Source organism: Aquirufa sp. A-Brett2-15D (genome assembly GCF_054558735.1).
The window spans coordinates 539,701-564,202 of sequence record NZ_JBSKFT010000001.1; the positions used below are offsets into that span (position 1 = coordinate 539,701).

Annotated in this window: 25 protein-coding genes; 12 read left to right on the forward strand and 13 right to left on the reverse strand. The window is 39.6% G+C overall.

Translation table 11 applies throughout. The annotated features are described in order from the left end of the window. The first annotated feature begins 2 nt into the window (after window positions 1-2). Both ACST14_RS02450 and trmB read left to right on the forward strand, forming a co-directional pair. Entirely contained in the window at window positions 3-1,259 is a 1,257-nt protein-coding gene (locus tag ACST14_RS02450) for a bifunctional folylpolyglutamate synthase/dihydrofolate synthase (RefSeq protein WP_459460205.1), read from the forward strand. A 12-nt stretch (window positions 1,260-1,271) separates the two neighbouring features. Then, window positions 1,272-1,931, forward strand: coding sequence for a tRNA (guanosine(46)-N7)-methyltransferase TrmB (gene trmB / locus ACST14_RS02455; RefSeq protein ID WP_459460207.1), 660 nt, complete (start codon window positions 1,272-1,274; stop codon window positions 1,929-1,931). 47 nt (window positions 1,932-1,978) lie between these two features. Here the strand turns inward: trmB and gap are convergent, their stop codons facing one another. Further along, window positions 1,979-2,971 (reverse strand): type I glyceraldehyde-3-phosphate dehydrogenase, encoded by a 993-nt coding sequence (gene gap / locus ACST14_RS02460; protein ID WP_459460210.1) that lies wholly within the window; start codon window positions 2,969-2,971, stop codon window positions 1,979-1,981. Window positions 2,972-3,474: 503 nt separating this feature from the next. On the opposite strand from gap, the gene ACST14_RS02465 reads away from it, so the two are divergent. The 6 genes from ACST14_RS02465 (at window position 3,475) to ACST14_RS02490 (ending at window position 8,433) form a co-directional block, all read left to right on the forward strand. Further along, window positions 3,475-4,293: a 2,3,4,5-tetrahydropyridine-2,6-dicarboxylate N-succinyltransferase gene (locus tag ACST14_RS02465; protein ID WP_459460212.1), complete on the forward strand. Its 819-nt coding sequence runs from the start codon at window positions 3,475-3,477 to the stop codon at window positions 4,291-4,293. Window positions 4,294-4,334: 41 nt separating this feature from the next. After that, window positions 4,335-5,183, forward strand: a complete 849-nt coding sequence (locus ACST14_RS02470; RefSeq protein ID WP_459460214.1) for a CvfB family protein — start codon at window positions 4,335-4,337, stop codon at window positions 5,181-5,183. 67 nt (window positions 5,184-5,250) lie between these two features. Continuing rightward, window positions 5,251-5,748, forward strand: a complete 498-nt coding sequence (locus ACST14_RS02475; protein WP_459460216.1) for a helix-turn-helix domain-containing protein — start codon at window positions 5,251-5,253, stop codon at window positions 5,746-5,748. A gap of 164 nt (window positions 5,749-5,912) precedes the next feature. After that, window positions 5,913-6,380 carry a pyrophosphohydrolase domain-containing protein gene (locus tag ACST14_RS02480; RefSeq protein WP_459460218.1) on the forward strand — a complete coding sequence of 156 codons (468 nt, stop codon included), beginning with the start codon at window positions 5,913-5,915 and terminating at the stop codon, window positions 6,378-6,380. Beyond that, complete coding sequence (locus ACST14_RS02485; protein ID WP_459461239.1) at window positions 6,380-7,057, forward strand: response regulator transcription factor; 678 nt, start codon at window positions 6,380-6,382, stop codon at window positions 7,055-7,057. Before ACST14_RS02480 ends, ACST14_RS02485 begins: the two co-directional genes overlap by 1 nt. Before the next feature lie 2 nt (window positions 7,058-7,059). After that, the gene (locus ACST14_RS02490) at window positions 7,060-8,433 is read left to right on the forward strand and encodes a sensor histidine kinase (protein WP_459460221.1); all 1,374 of its coding nucleotides are present in this window, start codon (window positions 7,060-7,062) and stop codon (window positions 8,431-8,433) included. Between the two features lie 263 nt (window positions 8,434-8,696). On the opposite strand, the gene ACST14_RS02495 is transcribed toward ACST14_RS02490, so the two are convergent. The 6 genes from ACST14_RS02495 to ACST14_RS02520 form a co-directional block, all read right to left on the reverse strand. Then, a complete protein-coding gene (locus ACST14_RS02495; RefSeq protein WP_459460223.1) occupies window positions 8,697-10,142 on the reverse strand; it encodes a hypothetical protein in 1,446 nt (481 codons plus the stop codon). Between the two features lie 50 nt (window positions 10,143-10,192). After that, window positions 10,193-12,790, reverse strand: coding sequence for a DNA gyrase subunit A (gyrA, locus tag ACST14_RS02500; RefSeq protein ID WP_459460225.1), 2,598 nt, complete (start codon window positions 12,788-12,790; stop codon window positions 10,193-10,195). 114 nt (window positions 12,791-12,904) lie between these two features. After that, on the reverse strand, window positions 12,905-13,927 hold the full coding sequence (locus ACST14_RS02505; protein WP_459460227.1) for a LacI family DNA-binding transcriptional regulator: 1,023 nt from the start codon (window positions 13,925-13,927) through the stop codon (window positions 12,905-12,907). Between the two features lie 48 nt (window positions 13,928-13,975). Then, a complete protein-coding gene (folB, locus tag ACST14_RS02510) occupies window positions 13,976-14,332 on the reverse strand; it encodes a dihydroneopterin aldolase (RefSeq protein ID WP_459460229.1) in 357 nt (118 codons plus the stop codon). An 8-nt stretch (window positions 14,333-14,340) separates the two neighbouring features. Continuing rightward, window positions 14,341-15,264: a DivIVA domain-containing protein gene (locus ACST14_RS02515; RefSeq protein ID WP_459460231.1), complete on the reverse strand. Its 924-nt coding sequence runs from the start codon at window positions 15,262-15,264 to the stop codon at window positions 14,341-14,343. Window positions 15,265-15,309: 45 nt separating this feature from the next. After that, window positions 15,310-16,194 (reverse strand): WD40 repeat domain-containing protein, encoded by an 885-nt coding sequence (locus ACST14_RS02520; RefSeq protein WP_459460233.1) that lies wholly within the window; start codon window positions 16,192-16,194, stop codon window positions 15,310-15,312. Window positions 16,195-16,252: 58 nt separating this feature from the next. Between ACST14_RS02520 and ACST14_RS02525 the strand changes: the two genes are divergently transcribed. After that, window positions 16,253-16,864: a 4'-phosphopantetheinyl transferase family protein gene (locus ACST14_RS02525; protein ID WP_459460235.1), complete on the forward strand. Its 612-nt coding sequence runs from the start codon at window positions 16,253-16,255 to the stop codon at window positions 16,862-16,864. Here the strand turns inward: ACST14_RS02525 and ACST14_RS02530 are convergent. Further along, window positions 16,844-17,677, reverse strand: a complete 834-nt coding sequence (locus ACST14_RS02530; protein WP_459460237.1) for a transglutaminase-like domain-containing protein — start codon at window positions 17,675-17,677, stop codon at window positions 16,844-16,846. The genes ACST14_RS02525 and ACST14_RS02530 overlap by 21 nt on opposite strands. 83 nt (window positions 17,678-17,760) lie before the next feature. On the opposite strand from ACST14_RS02530, the gene galE reads away from it, so the two are divergent. From galE to rfbA, 3 genes are read left to right on the forward strand one after another with little or no spacing between them, the layout of a single operon-like run. Further along, the gene (galE, locus tag ACST14_RS02535) at window positions 17,761-18,774 is read left to right on the forward strand and encodes a UDP-glucose 4-epimerase GalE (protein ID WP_459460239.1); all 1,014 of its coding nucleotides are present in this window, start codon (window positions 17,761-17,763) and stop codon (window positions 18,772-18,774) included. Window position 18,775: 1 nt separating this feature from the next. Then, window positions 18,776-19,831, forward strand: coding sequence for a dTDP-glucose 4,6-dehydratase (gene rfbB / locus ACST14_RS02540; RefSeq protein ID WP_459460241.1), 1,056 nt, complete (start codon window positions 18,776-18,778; stop codon window positions 19,829-19,831). Between the two features lies 1 nt (window position 19,832). Beyond that, entirely contained in the window at window positions 19,833-20,693 is an 861-nt protein-coding gene (rfbA, locus tag ACST14_RS02545) for a glucose-1-phosphate thymidylyltransferase RfbA (RefSeq protein WP_459461241.1), read from the forward strand. 6 nt (window positions 20,694-20,699) lie between these two features. Here rfbA and chrA read toward each other — a convergent pair whose 3' ends face one another. Genes chrA through ACST14_RS02570 form a run of 5 tightly spaced genes read right to left on the reverse strand, consistent with a single transcriptional unit; the run spans window position 20,700 to window position 24,467 of the window. Continuing rightward, window positions 20,700-21,866, reverse strand: a complete 1,167-nt coding sequence (gene chrA / locus ACST14_RS02550) for a chromate efflux transporter (protein ID WP_459460243.1) — start codon at window positions 21,864-21,866, stop codon at window positions 20,700-20,702. A 2-nt stretch (window positions 21,867-21,868) separates the two neighbouring features. Further along, the gene (locus ACST14_RS02555) at window positions 21,869-22,837 is read right to left on the reverse strand and encodes an isopenicillin N synthase family dioxygenase (RefSeq protein WP_459460245.1); all 969 of its coding nucleotides are present in this window, start codon (window positions 22,835-22,837) and stop codon (window positions 21,869-21,871) included. Between the two features lies 1 nt (window position 22,838). Further along, window positions 22,839-23,513: a superoxide dismutase gene (locus tag ACST14_RS02560; protein ID WP_459460247.1), complete on the reverse strand. Its 675-nt coding sequence runs from the start codon at window positions 23,511-23,513 to the stop codon at window positions 22,839-22,841. 16 nt (window positions 23,514-23,529) lie between these two features. Next, window positions 23,530-24,138, reverse strand: coding sequence for a recombination mediator RecR (recR, locus tag ACST14_RS02565; protein WP_459460249.1), 609 nt, complete (start codon window positions 24,136-24,138; stop codon window positions 23,530-23,532). Further along, window positions 24,135-24,467: an ATP-dependent Clp protease adaptor ClpS gene (locus tag ACST14_RS02570; RefSeq protein ID WP_459460251.1), complete on the reverse strand. Its 333-nt coding sequence runs from the start codon at window positions 24,465-24,467 to the stop codon at window positions 24,135-24,137. The genes recR and ACST14_RS02570 overlap by 4 nt, the downstream gene beginning before the upstream one ends. Window positions 24,468-24,502 lie beyond the last annotated feature (35 nt).

The following is a 24,502-nucleotide window of genomic DNA, read 5'->3' on the forward strand; positions in this document are numbered from 1 at the left end:
CCATGAATTATTCAGAGTCTATTTCCTTTTTATATGCTCAGTTACCTGTCTTTCATCGAGAGGGGTCTAAGGCCTATAAACCTGGTTTAGGAAATATTGAAGCTCTTTGCGAACTGATGGATCACCCAGAACGTTCCTTTAAATCTTTGCACATAGCCGGTACGAATGGGAAGGGTAGTTCATCTCACTTTATGGCGTCGATCCTGCAAGAACACGGCTATACGGTGGGTTTGTATACCTCACCACATTTAAAATCTTTCACAGAAAGAATTAAAATAAATGGGATAGAGGTCGCAGAGGAATGGGTAGCTAATTTTGTGAGTAATCACCTCGATTTAATCGAAAAGGTGCGTCCCTCTTTCTTCGAATGGACCGTGATTATGGCCTTTTCGTATTTTAAAGAGCAGAAAATTGACTATGCCATTATCGAAACCGGTTTAGGAGGACGATTAGATTCGACTAATATTATTTCCCCTTTAGGCTGCTTAATTACAAACATCAGCTTTGACCACCAAGATTTGCTAGGGGATACCCTGGCAAAAATTGCTGCAGAAAAGGCGGGTATTATTAAATACCGGACACCAGTCACCATTAGTGAAAAGCAAGAGGATACATTAGAGGTATTTCTAGTAAAAGCCGCTGAAATGGAGGCACCCATTCAATTTGCTGCTGATATCATTTCAGCCTCCGATTTTAACTTCACCAGCCCCTCTTTTGGTTCAATGAAGATAAATAGTCCTTACGCAGGCCAATACCAACAAAAAAACATTCGAGGCGTTTTGGCTTGGTGTGAACAGTTGCAATCAATTATTCCACTAGAGGGTGATAAAATTCATAAAGGGATTGAAAAGACCAGAATAAATACGGGTTTACAAGGGCGTTGGGAAATTTTAGGAGAAAATCCTAAAGTGATTGCTGACACGGGACATAACAAAAGTGGGATAACCGAAATCCTTCAACAAATACGCCAGGAGAATTTTGACCACTTATATATCATTTTAGGTATGGTCGCAGATAAAGATATCGACTCCGTATTATCCCTATTCCCAAAAGATGCCATCTATATCTTTTCACAAGCAAATAACCCTAGAGCCATCACTGCACTAGAGCTACGAAAATTAGCCGCGGCTAAAGGACTTCAAGGAGAGGTTGTCCCCTCCGTAAATACCGCCATTGCCCTTGCAAAATCAAATTCAAGCCCATCAGATGGAATTCTCATCTGCGGAAGCACTTATTTAGTAGGAGAGATTACATTTTAATTAGCGTATCAATTGAGCAGACGAAAAACAGCCAAGTATAACCTAGCCTTAGAGCTAGACAATGTGATTCAAGAACCAAAAACTCTTTTTGGCGTTCTTCAGGGCAAATGGAAATCAGATCTTTTTGAAAACGAAAACCGTCTCGTTCTAGAACTTGGATGTGGGAGGGGTGAATACACCAATGGATTAGGTAAACTATTCCCAGAAATGAATTTTGTGGGAATAGATGTAAAAGGGGATCGTTTAGCACAAGGTGGTCGAGCAGCTAGGGAACTCGAATTATCCAATACCGCCTTCCTTCGAATTCACATGCAAGAAATCGAAGCACACTTCGCCGAAAATGAAGTAGATGAAATTTGGATTACATTCCCTGACCCTCGCTTAAGAGATCGAGATGAAAAGCGCCGATTGACCTTCCATACTTTTTTGAATCGGTATAAGAGAATTTTAAAACCCGGGGGAACCTTACATTTAAAAACGGATTCCTTACCCTTCTTCGAATTTTCTGAAGAATCATTAGCCGCCAATGGATGGGAAACTATCGTGAAAACAAATGATCTCTATAATTCTGAATGGAACGAGGATCATTATGGAATAAAGACACGCTTCGAACAGATGTTCCACGAAAAAGGATTTAGCATCAATTACCTTAGAGCAAAAAACCTAAAATAAAAAAGCCTCTCAAATGAGAGGCTTTTTCAATTATATCAAAGCTTAGATTAACCTACGCGAGCGATTAAATCTGCTGCACGAGAAGAATAACCAAATTCGTTATCATACCAACCTACCACTTTAACTAGGTTACCCATAGCTGTAGTTAACTTAGAATCTAAGATACAAGAGTGGGGGTTACCAATAATGTCGATTGAAACGATTTCATCAGTCGTATATTCTAAAATACCTTTCATCGGGCCATCAGCAGCAGCTTTTAAAGCAGCATTGATTTCAGCAACAGTAGTATCTCTTTTTAAAACAACTGTAAAGTCAGTTACAGAACCATCTGGAGTAGGAACACGCATTGCATTACCATCTAATTTACCTTTTAAATGAGGTAAAACTAAACCTACCGCTTTAGCAGCACCTGTAGATGTAGGGATGATAGAATAAGCAGCTGCACGAGAGCGACGTAAATCAGAGTGTGGAGCATCTTGTAAGTTCTGATCAGCTGTGTAAGCGTGAACAGTCGTCATAAATCCTTTTTCAATACCAAACGCATCATCTAATACTTTAGCCATTGGAGCTAAACAGTTAGTTGTACAAGAAGCATTAGAGATAATAGTCATATCATCAGTTAAGGTATCATCATTAACACCTAAAACTACCGTAGGGATATCACCCTTAGCAGGAGCAGAGATAATTACTTTACGAGCACCAGCAGTTAAGTGTTGTCCAGCACCATCTTGATCAATGAAACGACCAGTCGATTCTAAAACTACATCAATTCCTAAAGCACCCCAAGGCAATTGCTTAGGATCACGTTCAGCAAAAGCTTTAATCACGTGACCATTAACAGTAATGCTGTCAGAATCAGACGTAACAGTTCCATTAAAACGACCGTGAACTGAATCATACTTTAGTAAGTGTACTAAAGTAGCATTGTCAGTTAAATCGTTAATAGCAACGATTTCCACATTTTCTTTTTCCAATAAGCGGCGGAAAGTAAGTCGACCTATACGACCAAAACCATTAATAGCAACTTTAATTTTTTTCATTGAATAAATTAATTTGATTTCATACAAAGACCAAATATAGCATTTAAAATGTATTATTCCAAGAGCAATAGGATAAAATAAACCCAACTAAACGCTTAAAAGGGGTATTTTACAAAAGTAAATCCCAATATTCTAATTTAGCAATAATGCTAATAATAGCATTTTTCATTAAAATTTGCTCGGATACGTTTTTTATTCAAAATATTTTTGCATATTTGTATAAGTAAATGTTGCTCCAGGTCGATGGGGTAGGGGAGTGACAGAATGTCACTTGTCTTTTTAGCTAAATTTCTAGCATTAATACTCCGAATATTATTTTGCATCAAATCGTAACTAATTGATAATCAACTAAATAACTTATTAAAGTTAAAGTTAAATTTAGTACGAATTTTCGACTACTTTCTGCCTAATTTATCCATAGACGTAGATTTTATTTTCTTCGATATCGGGAAGCCAAGGCTTTTTTGATTAATTTGCATCTTCATTTATTGCATATCATTTTTATGAATTCATTAGAAAAAAGTATAGCAGCCGCTTGGGACAACCCTGAACTACGTTCGAAGGCTGAAACCATAGAGGCTATTGAAAAAGTCGTAGACTTAGTAGATAAAGGGGAGCTTCGTACCGCTGAACCAAAGGCAGATGGTAGCTGGCAAGTGAACGAATGGGTAAAGAAAGCTATTGTGATGTACTTCCCTCTTCGCCAGATGGCCGTTTCTGAAGTGGGCATCTTCGAATACCACGATAAAATGCGTTTAAAATCAAATTATAAAGAATTAGGCGTTCGTGTAGTTCCTCCAGCAGTAGCCCGTTATGGCGCTTTCTTAGCTAAAGGAACGATCTTGATGCCTTCTTATGTGAATATTGGTGCTTATGTAGATGAAGGAACGATGGTGGACACTTGGGCTACCGTAGGATCTTGTGCCCAAATCGGTAAAAATGTACACTTAAGTGGTGGTGTGGGAATCGGTGGTGTATTAGAACCACCACAAGCTTCACCCGTGATCATTGAAGACGGAGCATTTATTGGCTCTCGTTGTATCGTAGTAGAAGGCGCACACATCGGTAAAAAAGCCGTTTTAGGAGCTGGAGTAACCATTACAGGTTCTTCTAAGATTATTGATGTTTCCGGCCCTGAGCCTGTAGAATACATCGGATATGTGCCAGAGAACTCTGTTGTAATACCAGGAAGTATCCAAAAGACTTTCGCTGCTGGTACCTATGGCGTTCCATGTGCCTTAATTATTGGAAAAAGAAAAGAAAGTACCGACTTAAAAACGTCGCTTAATCAAGCATTAAGGGAGAATAACGTAGTCGTTTAGTAATAACAAAATATATGCCCGGTTCATAGCCGGGCTTTTTTATGGAAAATGAATTGAAAATTGGTGAATACAATCACCTTCGCATCATTAAAGAAGTCCCATTTGGCCTATATTTAGATGGTTACGAAGATGAAATCCTGTTGCCACTACAATACGTACCAGCAACGTACGAAATCGATTCATCCATCGATGTATTCATTTACCGAGACTCGGAAGATCGAATCATTGCGACTACCTTAAAGCCCTACGCTACTATTAAGCAATTCGCTTATTTAGAAGTAAAGTCAGTTACTCCCCTGGGTGTATTCCTTGAATGGGGATTAGCTAAAGACCTATTTGTTCCCTTTAGCCAGCAATATCAAAAAATGGTCGTAGGGAAATTCTACTTAGTGTATATTTATTTAGATGCCCAAACAGATCGAATCGTCGCTTCTGCCAGAGTTGAAAACTTCTTCCCGGCCTTTATCGAAGACGAGGAGGAGCGCTATGCACCTGGAACAAAGATTGAAGCTGTTCCATTTGAATACACAGATTTAGGCATTAAATGTTTGGTTGACAATTGTAAAATAGGAATGCTTTTTAAAAATGAGATATTTACAAATGTAACATTAGGTCAAAGTACATTTGTATACGTAGAAAACTTGCGTGAAGATGGGCGACTAGATTTACGTTTGGAACCAGTAGGAATGGTTCGTTTAGATGCACAAGTTGAGAAAGTATTACAAGCAATAAAAGATAATAAAGGTGTGCTTTACCTGCATGATAAAAGTCCTGCAGAAGATATCTATGATCAATTAGGTATGTCTAAGAAAGACTTCAAGAAAGCGATTGGGGGTTTGTACAAAAGTAAACTGATAACATTACACTCTGACTGTGTGTCACTTTTGTAAACAATACAATAATCTAATTGTGATTTGTAAATTAACCTAGATTGTTTAAATTTGTAATACATTAATCATGTTTACAAAGATGAATCTAAGCGCTAAAATAGAATTGTTAATTCAGGCGAAGAAACTAAGTGCCTCTCAGTTTGCAGATACTTTAGGAATACCTCGCAGTAGTATCTCCCACATTCTTTCAGGAAGGAATAAACCTAGCTTAGATGTTGTACAAAAGATTCTCATCGCCTTCCCTGAAATTCCAGCAGAAGAACTTTTAGATGATAAGTGTGAATTAACAATAACTGTTTCTGCTCCTAAAGTGGTGAGCACTCCGACTTCGGTAACTCCGTCGCTTTTTGATGCTCCTATCCCTGTCTCTCCAGAATCGCCCACAAGTATTTTACCTGAACAAACGATCGTACAATCGAATCTCAGACGGCCTAGAGAGACTAGTCCTAAAACACAAAATCCGGTAGCAGCCCAGACCACGACGACGGTACATTTGGCGAAGAAAATTGAGCGCGTGATTATTTTTTATACAGATGGCACTTTCAGCGAGAGTAAACCATTTTAATTAATAATTGTAAACAAAACCGGACTTATCCACATTATCTTATAAAGTTATCCACAAGTTATCCACACTTGTGCACAATTGTATTTTCCAATTTTCAGCTTTTGCCCCATATTGTTTGAGCCCGATTAATTGCTTAATTTTAATAAATTGAATGATTGATTTATATGGAAAAACTAGATTCATTGAACCAGGTGGCGCAATTTCACCTAACTTTTGGAGCCCCTATATTGGCTCAACCCACTATTCCTGCTATCGAACGTTGTAATCTACGCGTAAGTCTATTAGCAGAAGAATTGGATGAATTGAAAGAGGCTATTGCTGCTAATGACATCGTAGAGATCGCTGATGCACTTTGTGACTTGCAATATGTCTTATCAGGAGCAGTTTTAGAGTTTGGGATGGGTGAAAAATTTGTCGAATTATTCAACGAAGTACAACGTTCTAATATGTCTAAAGCTTGCAGTTCATTAGAAGAGGCTGAAAATACGGTGAAATTCTATCAGGATAAAGATGGTACGGAGGCGGAAATAAAGGAGGAGAATGGGGTTTGGAAAGTTTATCGTAAGTCTGATAATAAGGTGTTAAAGTCGATTAATTATTCACCAGCTGACTTGGTTTCCATTCTAAAATGATCAAAATACTCCTCATAGAAGACGAACCTAAAACCGTTCAATCTCTGAAACAAGGATTAGAAGAGAACAACTATGAGGTAGAAGTAGCCTATGATGGCACTATAGCGAAGCAATTAGCCCTTCGCAATACTTATTCACTAATTGTATCTGACATTATTATTCCAGGCATTAATGGTATCGAACTCTGCAAGCAATTAAGGGCAGAAGGGGTTCAAACTCCCATTCTAATGTTAACCGCATTGAGTACGACAGATGATAAGTTGATTGGTTTTGAAGCAGGAGCAGATGATTATTTAGGAAAACCTTTTGATTTCAAAGAGTTTTTGGCCCGAATAAAAGCCCTATTAAAACGATCTTCACAAACTCAATTAGACGCCCAAGTTCTCAAATTCGCTGATTTAGAGATGGATTTACTCAGTAAATTAGTCACTCGATCTGGGCAGTCCATTAATTTAACTTCGAAAGAATTTCAATTATTAGAATACTTCCTTCGCAACCAGGAGATGGTTATTTCTAAGGCACAAATAGCTGAGAATATTTGGGAAGTAGAGGACGAGAATAGCTCGAACCTAATCGAAGTGTATGTCAATTACTTGCGTAAGAAGGTTGACAAAGGCTTTGCTAGCAAATTGATTCACACGCAATTTGGGCGAGGTTATATCCTTAAAAACGAATAATTATGCAGATTAGATCCAGGCTGACTTACCAGTTTACCTACCTCGTATCTGCGATTTTATTCGTATCCTATTTTGTCATCTATATCTTCACGCAAGAAAACTATAAAGATAAATTTTATAGTCGTTTACGCCAAAAAGCAAACACAACCGCCCAATTATTAGTCAATGTCAACCAGGTAGATTCTAAATTAATGGGAATCATCGGGCAAACAAACCGTGATTTACTTTACCGGGAGAGTATTTTAGTATATGATCTATGTAACGAACGGATCTACGCCTCGCATGACAGCATTAATTTGCATATCGATGTGGATTTAATCAAACAGGTCCGCCAAAAACAAGAAATTCACTTCCAACGAGAGGATATCGAGGTCTTGGGAACTGTATTTGCTACACCTCAAGGTCGTTTAGTTGTTTTTGCCGGCGCAGTGGATCAGTATTCCGCCGAAAATGCGAAAGATCTAAAGAACATCCTGATCGCCTTATTTCTCTTATTTATCCTCATTGTGGTCATTTCAGGCTGGTTTTTTGCCGGTCAAGCCGTGAATCCTATATCAGAAGTTATCCAACAAGTAGATAAACTATCACCTAAACGTCTCGAAGAACGCCTTAAATCGCCTGATTTTGAGGATGAAATAGGGAAGATGGTGTCTACGGTCAATCGACTGCTAGAACGCATTGAAAACGCCTTTAAATTGCAAAAAACATTTATTGCGAACGTATCCCATGAATTAAAAAATCCTTTAACTAAAATTTCGTCTCAACTAGAGGTGAGTCTTTTAAAAGAAAGGGAGTCAGCTGATTATAGAAAAACGATCAGTTCAGTACTAGAAGACACGCAAGAATTAGCGGCTATCACTGAATCCTTATTAGAATTAAACAAGTTAAGCCTAACTGACACCCAAGCTGGCTTTAATGAGTGGAGAATTGATGAAATACTTTGGGAAGCTAGAAGTTTAACCCAAAAATTAAACTCTGCTTACAAGGTCAGCATCGATACGCAACACATGCCAGAGGATGAAGAAATGCTCTTAGTTAAAGGGGATGACAAACTTATCTTAACAGCATTAAAGAATTTAATGGAAAATGCCTGCAAATTCAGCCCAACTAAATCTGCACAAGTTAGCTTCAAAAATTCAGGTAATACCATCCAAATCTTCGTTAAAAACGAAGGTAAAGGCATTCCTTCGAATGATTTGCCGTATATCTTCCAACCGTTCTTTAGAGGCGAAAATACAGCGTCTTCTAAGGGTTATGGCATCGGACTATCACTGGTTGAACGTATCATTCAATTACACAATGGCCAAATATCGGTGGTTTCTGTTCCGGATTCGTATACGGAGTTTACGGTGACGTTTCACGTCGCTAGTCGCTAGTCCGGAGCGAAAGAGTCCGGAGTCCGGAGGGACTGAGTCCGGAGTCCGGAGGGACTGAGTCCGAAGGATTAGATTAAAGATTAGAGAGTATAGATAGTGGATTACGGACTTCGGACTATTTTCCTACGGACTAATTTCCTTCGGACTAATTGTTATATAATTTATATTATGTTAAATAATAATTAAACCATAAGAAAAGGGCCACCTATTCTAAGCAGCCCTTTCTAATATCGATTCCTGACTAGTAACTAGCGACTAGCGCCTTATTTCTCTAACTCAGTTAATTTCGCTTCGTCTTTCAATTCGCGATACACTTGCTTTAAGATTTCTTTCAAGTCTTCGTCTTTCTTAACTTTATAACCACGTTCGAAAAAGGGCAAAGCCTCGTTGTATTTAACCGCTATTTTAGCTTCTAAATCTTTACCAGTCTTCTTATAATCATTCATATCCATACTATTCACCTGACCCTTAATTGCTACGGCATCATTATAATAATAAGCTCCCATTTGATATAAAGCGTCATAATTATCAGCATCAATTTCTAAAGCCTTTAAATAGTAATTAGGCAAAGTTGCACGAATTTCCTTTGCTTTAGCCGATAATTCATCCATTTTAGCCTTGTTTGCTGCCACATCCCCCGCTGCTGCAATAGCAGCTGCTTTCTCCTCTTGAATTCCATTTAATACATCCGCTAACTCTTTTACTTTAGCTTCAAGGCTTGTCACTTGATTGTTCACAGTCGTCTTCGCTTTCGGAGTTGTAGCGGTCTTTAACTTCGCTTTTGTACGCTTCACCTCATCTTGGAAAGCGGATATTTGGTCATTTTGAGCAACTAAACGACGATCTACCTCTTGAACTTTAGATAATTTATCTTGAATCTTTCTGATCTCATCATTAAGACCAGAAACCTTGTTTTCATACAATAAACCTAAGTTTAACCAAGAAATTCCATCCTTAGGGTCGTTTGCGGTTGTTTGAGTTAATTGCGTTATCGCTTGATCTAATCGATTAAAGGCGATCAACATATTGAACTTCTCCCCTTTCAAATCTTTATTTGTTGGGTAAATACTTATCGCTTTATCAATAATAGCAAGTGATTTTTCTTCTTCCTTATTGCTTTTATAGATTTGGGACAAACCGTAAAGAATAGCTAAATCCTTCCCTCCTATGGCCAAATACTTCTCATATGCCACTCTAGCAATTTTATCTTCTTGACATAATTGAGCCGTTACACCAGTATACATGGCTGAAACTGTGTCATTAGGAGCCACTTCAGATGCTTTAGCCATGTAACGAAGTGATGTACGGTAATCTCTACCTTGGTACTTAATTACGCCCATGTTTAAGAAAGCATTTGAAAATTTCTTTTCTACCATCATTTGGTCAGCCTCTTTCGCAACTGAGCCTTTTTTACCTTCTTTTGTATCTAGTTTGATTGCTTCATTTGCATATTCTAATGCTTGAAATGCAGCCTCTGGATTAGTTAAGGCAAAAGTAGAGTCTGGAAACAAAGCTAAATCTAAATAAGCTTGAGAGCGTGTTAACCAGGCTCTAGCTTTCGTAGGTGCTTTCTTTACATCTTCGTCAGATTTCTTGATTGCATCATTGACGCTCTTTTTTTGCGCCTCAACTAATGCTTTTTCTGCTTGGCCAAATGAAGCATTCATCGCCAAAGCCACCGTAAATAGGGATAAAAGTAGTTTTTTCATTGTTATATTAAATTAAAAAAAAGCCCGTACTCACGTACGGGCCAATAAAATTATTCTTCAGTTAATCTTTCTTCTGATGCTTCAGATGTACTCTCCTCCCCTCCTTCTGGAGCTTCAGTTTCCGCAGTAGATGGCTCTACTCCTTCTACAATAACCACATCCTCACCATCTAAAACCTCTACCTCTTCTGGTTCAGGCTCTTTTTCGATCTTAGTTACGGATGAAATCTCATCTGATTCATTTTTCAAACGAATTAATTTAACACCCTGCGTATTACGTCCCATCACGCGCAATTCTGCAACGCTTGAGCGGATTAAGATACCCGCTTTGGTTATAATCATCAAGTCATTATTATCATTCACTTCCTTGATAGCGACTAAATTACCTGTTTTCTCCGTGATATTCAAGGCTTTAACCCCTTTACCACCGCGGTTAGTTAAACGGTAATCTTCTACTTCCGAACGTTTTCCAAAACCTTTCTCTGAAACCACTAGCAATTGCTGAACTGCTGGATCAGAAACGCAAACCATTCCTACTACTTTCTCCGTAGGAATCTTTTCATCGATCCAAATACCTTTCACACCAGCTGCTGAACGTCCCATAGGGCGAACACGCGTCTCCTCGAAACGAACAGAACGACCGGTATTCGTCGCAATAACGATTTGGTTATTACCGTTTGTTAAGGCTACATCTAATAATCGATCCCCCTCCCTGATAGTGATGGCAATAATACCGTTTTGACGAGGACGAGAATAAGCTTCTAAGGAAGTTTTCTTAATCGTTCCATCTTCTGTACACATCACAATGAAGTTATTATCAATGTAATCCGGATCTGTGATCGACTTCACGTTGATAACCGCTCTAATGGTATCTCCATTCTCGATGTTCATCAAGTTTTGGATAGGACGACCTTTAGAAATTTTAGATCCCTCTGGAACCGCGTAAACACGTAACCAGAAACATTTACCTCTTTCAGTGAAGAACAATAACCAGTTGTGCATCGTCGCTGAGAACAAATGCTCTGTATAATCATCGTCTTTTGTTACTACGGCACGAGATCCTACTCCACCTCTCGTTTGAGAACGGTATTCTGAGATCGGTGTACGCTTAATATAACCTTGTGCAGAAACGGTGATTAACATCTCGTCATCCGCAATCATATCTTCCACAGAGAATTCCTCGTCCGTCATATTGATTTGCGTTCTACGCTCATCGCCATAACGTTGTTTCATGTCCGTTAATTCGTCTTTAATGATCTGTAGTTGACGATCAGGTTTGGCCAAAATATCTTCCAAATCATCGATCAACTTCATAATCTCCGCAAACTCATTCATGATCTTCTCACGCTCCATACCGGTTAAGCGTTGTAAACGCATCTCCAGGATAGCCTTCGATTGAAGATCTGATAAGTTGAATTTAGACATTAAGCCTTCTTGAGCCGCATTCGGATCTTTCGACTCACGGATTAACTTAATCACTGCATCTAGATTATCTAGAGCAATCATAAATCCTTCCAAAATATGTGCACGCTTACGTGCCTCACGCAAATCGTATTGTGTACGACGTACGATAATCTCATTTCTATGCTCGACGAAGTGATGAATCAAATCCTTTAGATTCAACATCATCGGGCGACCTTTCACTAAAGCTACGTTATTCACAGAGAACGATGATTGTAGTGCTGAATGCTTGTACAGGTTATTCAATACCACATTCGCCACCGCATCACGCTTCAAATCAAATACGATTCGCATTCCTTGACGATCTGACTCATCGCGAATCTCAGAGATACCGTCGATCCGCTTATCGTTCACTAAATCAGCACATTGCTTAATTAGTGTCGCCTTATTCACCATGTAAGGAATTTCAGAAATAATGATCTGCTCTTTCCCCGTTTTAGACGTATCAAAAGTCGCGTTACCACGAACCACAATACGACCTCTTCCTGTCTCAAATGCGTTACGAATACCTTGAACACCATAAATGGTTCCTCCCGTAGGAAAATCCGGTGCCTTGATGTATTGCATCAATTCAAGAATAGTAATGTCGCGGTTATCAATATACGCAGCAATACCGTCTACTACCTCGTTTAGGTTATGTGGCGCCATATTCGTTGCCATACCTACCGCGATACCAGAAGTACCGTTCAATAATAGATTAGGAATTTTTGCAGGTAAAACCGTAGGCTCTTCTAAGGAATCATCGAAGTTAGGTTGAAAATCAACCGTCTCTTTGTTCAAATCAGAAAGCAACTCATCCGCTATACGCTTCAAACGAGCCTCCGTATAACGCATCGCTGCAGGAGAATCACCATCTACGGAACCAAAGTTTCCTTGACCATCCACTAATGGATAACGTAAAGACCAATCTTGGGCCATACGTACCATGGTGTCATACACAGATGAATCACCGTGCGGGTGATACTTACCGAGTACCTCTCCGACAATACGAGCAGATTTCTTATGGGATTTGTTGTAACTAACCCCCAGTTCCTCCATTCCGAATAACACCCTTCTGTGAACTGGCTTCAACCCATCACGTACATCTGGAAGCGCACGAGACACAATTACTGACATCGAATAATCGATGTACGCCCCTTTCATTTCATCTTCGATGTTGATAGGGATAACATTGGTTTGTAATGACATAAATAATGTTTTGATTCTAGGGAATAACACCGCCAAAAGCAGTATTTTTCAATAGAACAAATATCTTAAATTCTACCTATTTTTCCAAGAAAAAATGAGGCTAAAATGAGGGGATTATTTTTTACGTACGGAAGATTCTCTTACAATCAATTTTGTCTTCAAAACTTCGACTCTAGGGACCGGATTATCGGTTTTATTCTCGATCTGCTCCAGCAATAATTCAACGGATAATCGTCCTATTTCTTCCAAAGGTTGTGAAATCGAAGAAATCGTAGGCGAAATTAAAGAACAAATAGGTTCGTTATTAAAACTCACCATTTTTACCTCGTCAGGAACAGAAATATTCAGCTCTCTCAAGGCAATTAAAACTCCAATAGCTAAACGATCTGATACGACTAAAATTCCATCAGGTCGATTGACTTCCTTCATTAGCTGATGCGTCTTTGCAATCGCAGAATCCTGGAAGTAATCACTATGAATAATTAAATTAGCATCTGCCACAATCCCCGCCTCTTCTAAAGCGCGCAAATAACCTAATCGACGTTGATTACTTACTGACACATTTATAGGGCCTGCTAAAAAGGCAATGCGCTTGCAATCATTTTCAATCAGGTGCTTCACAGCCTCGTAAGCGGACTGCTCATTATCTACCATTACCTTAGAGGCATCGATTTCGTCACTATCTCGGTCAAAAAACACCAGAGGAATTCCCCTTTTTTGCAATCGAGTCAAATGGTCAAAATTAATGGTCTCACGAGACAAAGAGATGATTATTCCCTCCACTTGAGAACGAGATAGATTCTGAATGTTCGTTAGTTCCCGCTCAAATGATTCCTGAGTTTGGGCAATTAGAATGGAGTATCCGGCTGCTATAGCCGCATCTTCTACTGCTTTTACCACCGTAGAAAAGAAATAATAACCTAAATCTGGGACAATTAAACCTAAAGTTTTGGTCTTAGATTTAACTAAACTAGAAGCGAGTACATTAGGTTGATAATCTAGCTCTTTAGCCAAATCCAAAACCAACTTCTTCGTATCTGGACGAATATCCGGCAAATCACGTAAAGCCCTCGATACCGTCGCAACTGAGACTCCCAGCTGTTTCGCAATATCTTTAATGGTTACTTGATGACGCATAAATTAAGTTTGACTAAGCCAAATTTACACAATAAAACTATACAAAAATTAATCGAGGCGATAAACGACGGTACTTCTGCCTCCTGATAAACCCATAGGTGGATTTTCCTTTGAAATTTGCACTAAAATCGAGACTTCATGCCTCATTTCGGCTTGAATCTGTTTAGCAATGTTTTCTGCCACAGTTTCTAATAAGTCCACAGGATTCGCCATCACCTGTTTGCAAATCGCGAAAATATGCGAGTAATCAATCGTATTAGCTATATTATCTGAAAAATTAGGCTCTGAATCCGATTCAACTACAACGTCTAAAGTATACCAATTTCCTAAAATTCGCTCCTCAGGATACAATCCGTGAAAGGCAAAAATTCGAATATCATCGATAGAAACCTGGTAATTCGCCATGTTAAATGTTAATTGATATCCCCTACTTTCCCCCGAGGTCCTGCTGATTTTGCATAGGCCTCTAAAACCTTGTTTAAGGTAGGCAATCCGTCATCTGTAATGGTATCAAGGCTTATCTTAGGTTTAGGTCCGCGTTTGGCGGCTGGTTTAGCTGCTGGCTTTGCTGCTGGTTTAGCTGCTGACTTGACTTTTTTTGCAACTAGTGGCTTTGCCTTCGGCTTAGGGCCTCTTTTAGCAGGCGCGGCCTTGGGTTTAGCCTTAGCTACGGGCTTAGCTTTAACTGCTGGTTTCGCCTTAACAGCTTTCACTTTAGCGGCTGGTTTTGCGGACTTTTCAGCCACTTTTTCAGCCGTTTTCGGTTTATTTTTAACCCCAGGCTTGCGACCTCTTTTCCCTACAGGCGCTGAACTTGATTCGATGGAAGCAAGCGGAGTAACAAGGAATGTTGTATCCCAAAGAGCAATAGACCCTAGTGTTTGTTCTGAAATTTGTTTTAATTGGGCGGCGATTTCCTTTTGTGCCTCTTGTAAATTACGTAGTTGACGCTCCTGCTCCTTTAATTCTTGTCCAGCTTGCGCTAAGGTTTGTTTACGCTCATTTTCTGTTAATAAAGCTTGTTTTTGGGCATCTACGTCTGCCTTCTTTTTAATAGCATCCGCCTCTTTCGTGGCTTTATCCAAGATTGTTTTTGCTTCCCTCTCCATCTTAGCGGCAAAGTTTTGTTGACTTTCTTCCGCTAATTTTAATGCTCTAAATAAACTGGATTCAATTTCTCTTAACCGAGCCACTTCAGCCTCTAATTCAGCTGTTTTTTGATTCGATTTAGCAAAGTTGTTTTCGGTTTCGGTTTCAAAGTTCTGTACACTTTGAACGTAAGCGTCTACTTCAGAGACATTGTAACCGCGAAAAGATTTTGAAAAGGATGCTGCCAATGTGTTAATAGATTTAGGTATACAAATACTAAAATAGGAAAAATTTTATTGAATTTTCCAAACAGACAGATTTTTATCGTCTGATGCAGAAACTAATAAATCTTCAAATGAGCTCCAAATTAGTTTATTAACCGAATTCTTGTGACCACCATGCCTAGTTGCATCAAGCACTTTTCGTAACTTCAAGCTATCAGCCTCCCAAATCTTCACCGTCTTATCCATACTAGCCGTAGCAATCCATTTATCATCAGGAGAAAATTGCAAATCATGTATAGCATAAATATGTCCCACTACTTCATTTTTAGCTGAAAAATCGGGGTTCCACTGCTTAATTCGAGCATCTTTCCCTACACTATACAATTCCCCTCCCCTGCTTTGGAGTGAAAAAACAGACGATTCGTGTGCTTGAAAGGCTTGTATTAATTGAAATGAAGCATCAAAAATTCGAACATAGCCATCTGAATAGCCTACAGCCATACGCTCATCAGATAAAACAGAAAAACATCGCACACTTTTTGTGCTAGCCTTAATGTGTTTAAGGACCTCTTTGGAAGCGATATCGACTACCGTAATTAATCCCTCATTATGCCCGATCCAAGCAGCTGAACCCATAAATTCAATCGAATAAATAGACAAACCCGGTGTTGGAATTGAAAATACTTGGGTTTGATCAGCTACGCGAATCCCTTGAATACCCTGGTTATTATGGCCTATCCATAAAATGTCCTCCACATCTATTTTCAAGGTGTAAATAGAGCCATCTACTTGCGCAATGACTTTGCCTAGATCAGGTTTCGCTAAATTCCATTGCACAATCCAGCCATCTGATCCGGCGGAATAAAACAAGGAATCTAGGCCTTTTTCTAGCGCATAAATGGGGCCCCGGTGTCCTGAGAAGGTGTCAATACGTTCGATTTGCAGCGTATTCAAATTATTTCCATCGATTTAGCTACAAAAATGATAATTTTACGTCCAAATATTCCCTTTTATGCCCCAAATATTTTCAAAAATAAGTTCAGCTGATTTCCAATTTATGATTTGGAAAATCGAAGAACCGCAGGCTTTTTTTGAAACATTCCCGGCATCTTGGTCTACTCCTGATGTGCTTAATCCTATCAAAAAACTAGAATCAACCGCTGTCAGGTACTGTTTGCATCTAATGTCATCCGATTTTGAAAAGTTGGTCTTAATTCAAAATGACAGAAATCGCCCCTATTTCCAGGATTCTGACTGGCACGTCAGTTTAACCCACTCCTACCCTTACGTGGCAGCTGCTTGTTCGCGTAAATTCCGAATTGGAATTGATATTGAAAAACCAGGACGAAATATCGAAAAAATTGCGCCTAGATTCTTGAGCGCAATGGAATGGGAGAAATGGCAAAGTTCGTCGAATTTATTGACTTTGGCCTGGTCGGCAAAAGAATCCGTCTACAAGGCTGTAGGAATACCGGGTCTATCCTTTCAAAAAGAAATTGAGGTAGTGGATTTTGATCAAAACCCGACGAAAGCCCTACTGCCAAAAGGAGATGAAATAGTGCTTTTTTGGGAAGAATACCCTAATTTTAGTCTAACGCTGGCACTAATCCAGCAAATCGATTAATTCATTTAATTCATCTTTATAATCCTGTTCCCCCGCTTTTTCGTAAGCCATCATTAGATTACGGATTACACGACGAATAATCTCTAGGTTTGAACAAGGATTATAATAGATTTCATTAGGCGTTAAATTCAACTGAGCTATGTAATTATCTATATCTATCTTGTTGAAAATCAAACCTTTATTGAATACATTAATGTAAAATTGTAAGCCCTTTTGCTTATGAGTTAACACAAAAAGATTAGGGAGATTGACACCATAAACTGGCATTCCTAGTTTTTGGGCGACCCACATATAAATGACACAAAGGCTAATGGGATTACCTTTTTTGGACGTCAAAACATTATTAATGAAGGAATTATTCGCTGCATGAAAGTTTTTCGTGTTAGGGCCAAACTTCAATTGATCAAATATGACCGCATTCAACACCTTCACCTGATCCATGGGATGTATTTCCTCCCGCATTTGTGGCCAAACCTCATAATAAAGCTGATCCATCTCTAATTTCAACTCATCAAAACTATAATCTGGATACCGATAAGTGGCTAAAATCCACATCCCCTCTAATAAATCCATCCCACCTGACTCCTTCCAAATCTGCAAACGAGTTTTCACCGATTGCCATTGAAAATCATGAATTAAGTTCTCGATTTTGGATTGCAGGAGTGGATTTAAACTTTCCGATTCCCATTCAGACTCTAATACAGGAATAATAGAGGGCCCTAAGGTCCGGATTTGCTGCTCCACCATGGTCACGACTTCCTGATCGGAATCGTCTAATAAATGAATCATTGCTTTTATGGCAGCATCAGTCATATTATAACGTATATTTTTAACAAAATTAAAGACAATTGGCCTATTTTCCCCTAAATTTGTATTTAATTCTTTAAAAATTACAGATGCAGATTTTAATTACGGGAGGTGCTGGTTTCATTGGATCACATACCTATGTGGTTTTGAAAGAAAATGGCTATACGCCCATTATCGTAGACAACTTCTCTAATTCATCGAAATCGGTTATAAAAAACTTGGAAATAATCACGAAAGAAGCGGTTATTTTCGAAGAGGGGGACGTTAATAATCCCCAAACCTACGATCAATTATTTACCAAATACGATATTAAAGGAATCATTCATTTCGCAGCCTCTAAGGCAGTAGGCGAATCCGTGGAGAATCCTTTAAAATACTACAGAAACAACGTAGCTTCGACGGTACTTTTATTAGAAAAGATGGCTCAATATGGTCTTTCTAACTTAGTATTCTCCTCTTCTTGCACCGTTTATGGACAACCAGAAACGCTTCCAGCGACGGAAGAATCCCCTGTGCAAGCGGCTACATCCCCTTATGGGAATTCGAAGCAGATCTGCGAAGAGATTATTCGAGATACAGTAGCAGCTTCAACGAAGCTTAAAGCCATCGCTTTGCGTTACTTTAACCCCATTGGAGCACATGAATCAGCTTTAATTGGAGAATTACCCTTAGGGCCACCTGCTAATTTAATCCCCTTCTTGACTCAATCTGTGGCAGGATTACGCGGGCCATTGCAGGTTTGGGGAACAGATTACCCTACGCCAGATGGAACGGCGATTCGCGACTATATACATGTTGTAGATCTGGCTGGAGCCCATGTGAAGGCATTAGCTCACTTAATCGAGGACAAATCGGCCTTGAATTACGATTTCTTTAATATAGGAACAGGCCAAGGAAGTTCGGTCATGGAGGTTATTTTAGCGTTCGAAAAAGCCACTGGCAAGAAAGTTAATTATGAAATAAGAGAGCGCAGAGCGGGCGATATTACGGCCGTTTATGCCTCTACTGATAAATCGAACCAAGTTTTAGGTTGGAAAACACAATTTAGTTTAGAAAAAGCATTGCAAGATGCCTGGAAATGGCAAGAAGCCATCATGAAATAAGATGAAGAAATTAGTTATCACCGGCGGTGCCGGATTTATTGGATCCCATGTGGTTCGTTTGTTTGTCAACAAATACCCGGAATACCAGATTTATAATTTGGACGCCTTGACTTATGCGGGTAACCTAGCGAATAATGAAGATGTGGCGTCTGCGCCGAATTACCACTTCATTAAGGCAGATATTACCGATGCGGATCAGATGGATGCCCTTTTTGCTGAGCATCAATTTGATGGCGTATTGCATTTAGCGGCGGAATCGCACGTGGATCGGTCGATTACGGATCCTTTGGCCTTCGTTAAAACAAATGTGATCGGAACCGTGAATTTATTACAAGCTGCGAAGAAACACTGGGCTGGAAAAATGGAAGGAAAACGTTTCTACCATATTTCTACCGATGAGGTATATGGAGAATTGCATGATCCGAAGGAATTCTTTTTGGAAACTACTTCTTATGACCCGCGTTCACCCTATTCAGCGTCTAAAGCTAGTTCTGACCACTTTGTTCGGGCTTACCATGAGACCTATGGTCTACCTACTGTAATTACGAATTGCTCGAATAATTATGGGCCTAATCACTTCCCAGAGAAGTTAATTCCCTTAATGATTCATAATATAATGAATAATAAACCTCTACCTGTTTACGGAAAGGGCGAAAATATACGTGATTGGTTATTTGTGATTGATCATGCGCGCGCCATCGATACCGTATTTCACGACGGAAAAATAGGCGAAACTTATAATATTGGTGGATTTAATGAGTGGAAAAACATCGATTTAGTGCATTTATTGTGCAAAATCATGGATGAAAAATTAGGACGCCCAGCAGGAACATCGGTACAATTAATCACTTATGTGACTGATAGAGCAGGCCATGATTTACGCTATGCAATCGATGCGAACAAGATTATGAAGGAATTAGGTTGGGAGCCTAGTTTGCAATTTGAAGAAGGATTAGAAAAAACAGTCAATTGGTATTTAGCGAATGAAAAATGGCTAAATGACGTCACTTCAGGAGATTATCAAACATATTACGACAAAAACTACGCAGGCAGATAACATGAAAGGAATTATTTTAGCTGGTGGATCTGGAACGAGATTACACCCCTTAACATTAGCAGTTAGCAAGCAATTAATGCCGGTTTATGACAAACCGATGATTTATTATCCCTTGTCAATTTTGATGCTTTCAGGCATTAAAGAGATTTTAATCATCTCCACACCGCATGATTTACCTCATTTCGAGAAACTATTAGGTGATGGATCACAAATCGGCTGTCATTTCGAATATGCCGTTCAAGCGGTACCGAATGGATTAGCGCAGGCATTTGTGATCGGTGAAAAATTCATTGGAAAGGATAAGGTGGCCTTGGTTTTGGGAGATAATATCTTCTATGGCTCTGGTTTAAGTAAATTATTACAAGCAAACAGCGATCCTGTGGGTGGCGTGGTCTATGCCTATTCGGTGACTGATCCGGAACGCTATGGTGTCGTAGAATTCGATGCAGATAATAAAGTGATCTCGATCGAAGAGAAACCGACGCATCCTAAGTCTAATTATGCGGTTCCAGGCTTGTATTTCTACGATAATGACGTGGTGGATATTGCCAAAAACATCGCCCCATCCCCCCGCGGAGAATACGAAATCACAGACGTAAACAAGGAATACTTAAAGCAAGGACGTCTTTCGGTGGGTATTTTGAACCGCGGAACGGCTTGGTTAGATACGGGTACTTTCGCCTCCCTAATGCAAGCAGGACAATTCGTTCAGGTAATTGAAGAACGCCAAGGAATGAAAGTAGGTTGTATCGAAGAAGTAGCTTATCGCATGGGTTATATCGACAAAGCTCAATTAAAGAAGATTGCTGAGCCACTTATTAAAAGTGGATATGGACAATACTTATTGAATTTAATCGCCTAAAAGGCATTAAAATCCCAAAATTCCCGCTAATAAGGCTAGTGAAAACAGCAAGATGGCGGGAATTTTTGTTTTCTCTGCTAAGAGGAACGCAGCTACCACTATTCCCAAGGATATAAATTGTGCCTCTACTATTAAGGGTCTAGTAAAGGTAAAAACTGCCACTAGTGTCAAACCTACTGAAGCTGCCTGAATTCCGGCTAAAGACGCGCGAATGAAGCGATATTGTTTTAATTGGCCCCAAATTCGAAACACAAAGAAGATCAAAAAAGTGCCGGGCAAAAAGATCCCAATAGCTCCGATAGCAGATCCAGCCAATTCACCTAAAATTCCGTATTCTTTCATCAATAGGACGCCTAAATAGGATGTCAAGGCAAAAACGGGGCCAGGTAATGTCTGTGAAAGTGACATTCCAGTTAAAAAAGACTCGGAATCTATCAAGTGTTTAAATTCCACAAACTCTGTATATAAAACGGGCGCAAGAATATGTCCTCCCCCAAAAACAAGGGATCCATTTCGATAGAAATTTTCAAAAATTCGTATCGGAAAATAGTCCGTAAAATAGCCTATGATGGCCAAAAGGAGCAAAAATCCCCAATATAAATGGAAATTAGCCCAAGGAATAACGAATTTATGTTTGTTTTGGCGAGGAAAATCTTTGTAGTTAAACGAGGATACAATCCCCCCTAATAATAATACTAATGGAAATATATAGGGACTTTGAAAGGCGATACCTAGGAATAAAGTCACCAGTAGAATGATCACGTATTTGGGGCCTGTGATGACCTTTTTAGCCATATACCAGCCAGCCTGTAAGATCAGGCCAATTCCGACGGGTAACACATAATGCAAAATGGAATTATTGCGTAAAAGAGTCATCCCTAAAGCCGCAGCTGTCATAATCAAGACAGCCGGCGTAATCCAACAAAGTAAGGTTAAATAAGCCAACGAAGCCCCTCCTCTCTTCAAACCGATAGCGGTGATCATTTGAGTCGAGGTAGGTCCTGGAAGAACGGAGCAGAGCGCTTGAATTTCAAATAATTCTTCCTCGCTTAAATAGGCTCGTTTCTTGACTAATCTATCTAAAAAGAGCGCAAAATGAACTTGTGGTCCACCGAAAGAGGTGCAGGCTAAAATCAAGATATCCAGCAGGAAATCCCCGTGTTTTAGCCGCATACTTATGCCTTTTTAAGTCCTAGTTCGATTAATCGCTCATTTAAAAACTCCCCTGCCGTCATATTCGTATAAATTTTAGGAAATTCAGTGGAAACACAAGAAGGCAAGCAAGTTAAATCCATTTCAGAACGCGGATGCATAAAGAAGGGAATCGAATAACGCGAGTTCCCCATTTTTTCGCGAGGCGGATTAACTACCCGGTGGATCGTCGATTTTAGTTTATGATTCGTCAAACGATCAAGCATATCCCCCACGTTCACCACCACCTGATCAGGTAAAGCCGTAATCGGGATCCAAACACCATCCATTCGTAATACCTCTAATCCTTCTGCTGACGCACCCATTAATAAGGTAATCAAGTTAATGTCACCATGAGCAGCCGCTCTCACTGCACCTTGTGGCAAAGAATCAGGATTCAAAATAGGAAAATAATGAATCGCACGTAAAATGGAATTTCCATTTTTAACACGGGATTCAAAATAGTCTTCTGGTAAAGCTAAATAGAGCGCAATCGCTTGTAAAAGAGCCTTCCCCGCTGTCTCAAGTGTTTGATAAGCTTCGACGGTATTCTTTTCAAAATCAGGATATTCGTTAGGAAAAACGTTAGCCGGATATTCGGACCAAACCGAGTCACCATCCTCCTTTAGAGGTTGACCTACGTGGTAAAATTCCTTTAAATCAGGTACATTAAAACCCTTTGCCGTTTCTTTTCTTTTTCCGATATAGCCTCTTTGGCCTGCAATACCTTCAATTTCATAGGATTGCTTCAGTGAGTCAGGTGATTGAAAGAATTGTTCTACTTCAGAATACAAATTTGCCGTAAAGTCATTCGTCAAACCATGACCCTTAATCGCCACAAAACCAATGGTGTTAAAAGCGCTGCCTAATTCTTGTACAAATTTCGCCTTGCGAGTCGCGTCTCCAGAAAGGAAATCCGCTAAATCCAAGGAAGGAATTTCATTTAATAACATATTATTTATCAAAATTTGTTGATACAAAATCCCAGTTCACTAGGTTCCAAAACGCCGCGATATAATCCGCCCGCTTATTCATGTATTTTAAGTAATACGCATGTTCCCACACGTCTAGGGCTAAAATCGGTTTTCCTTTTACTTCAGCTAAATCCATCAAAGGATTATCTTGATTAGGTGTAGAAGAAATCACCAATTTCCCGTCTTTTTTAATTAACCAAGCCCAACCCGAACCAAAACGCGAGGTCGCTGCTTTCGCAAATTCTGCCTTAAAAGCATCAAATGACCCAAAATCGGTATCAATTTGTTTTGCTAAGGCTACTGAAGGTTTGGATCCTTTCGCAGGCGCTAACACATTCCAGAAAAAACTGTGATTCCAATGTCCTCCCCCATTATTACGCACCGCAACTGTTTGAGATGAAACCGAAGCTAAAATCTCCTCGATAGATTTAGTGGTTCCTGGCAAAGCCTTATTCAAATTATCCACATACGCTTTGTGGTGGCGAACGTGGTGAATTTCCATCGTTAAACGATCGATGTGAGGCTCTAAAGCGTCAAAAGCATAGGGCAAGGCCGGTAAGCTGAACGAATCTGCCACAGGTGAGGCAAAAGAAGGCAAAACCACGCTAGCACCTGCTAGAACTAGTGAATTTTTAAGGAATTCGGCACGTTTCATCGTTTTCAGTTTAATACTATTCGTACGTTACTCGACCTACTATACTTCGGCCTAGCGTAATCTCATCGGTATATTCTAAATCACCACCTATCGGAATTCCACGCGCAATGGTGGATAATTTAACGGGAAACTCTTTCAGCTTTTTGGTCAAATAAAAAGCCGTCGTATCCCCTTCCATCGTCGGACTCAATCCTAAAATCACTTCTACCACCTTCCCAGAGGCCACGCGAGCTACCAAGGTTTCGATCGTCAAATCCCCCGGCGAAATACCCGATAAAGGGGAAATAATTCCACCTAAAACGTGATATAAGCCCATAAATTGACCGGTATTTTCAATAGCTAAAACGTCACGCAAATCCTCCACCACACAAATAATACTCTCATCTCGCTTATGGCTGGAACAAATGCCACACAAATCTCCGTCCGAAATCATATGGCATTGTGGACAATATTTCGTCTCCGTTCTTAACTGAACCACCGCGTGCGCTAATTGCAAGGACTGCGCTTCAGGGCGCTTCAAAAGATGTAAGGCTAATCGAAGTGCTGACTTTTTGCCAATTCCGGGCAGTTTGGAAATCTCCTCCACTGCCTGCTCAATCATCTTCGAAGGATAGTTATTCATCATGCGCTTGCTTCAATTTCTGCAGAAATTCCTCTACGGCAAATCTCGTTGCGCATGGACACTAGTTCATCAAATCCACCCGTTTTCACGCCGCATTTCCCTCTAAAATGAATCTGCAAGGTACATTGCTCCGCTTGTTGAGGCGTATGTTCACATACTTCAATCAGCGTTAAAATGACATATTCAAAGGAATTTACTTCATCATTATAGACAATTAGTTGATGGGCTTCGATCACGTCTTCCTCTACGAGGGTAGACGTGTCTTCTTGCCATTTTTCCTGATTTTGAAAAGAAAAAGGTAGACGATAAATACTATCTACACAGAATTCCATATTTTTGATGAATTTGAAATCAAATTTAAAAAAAA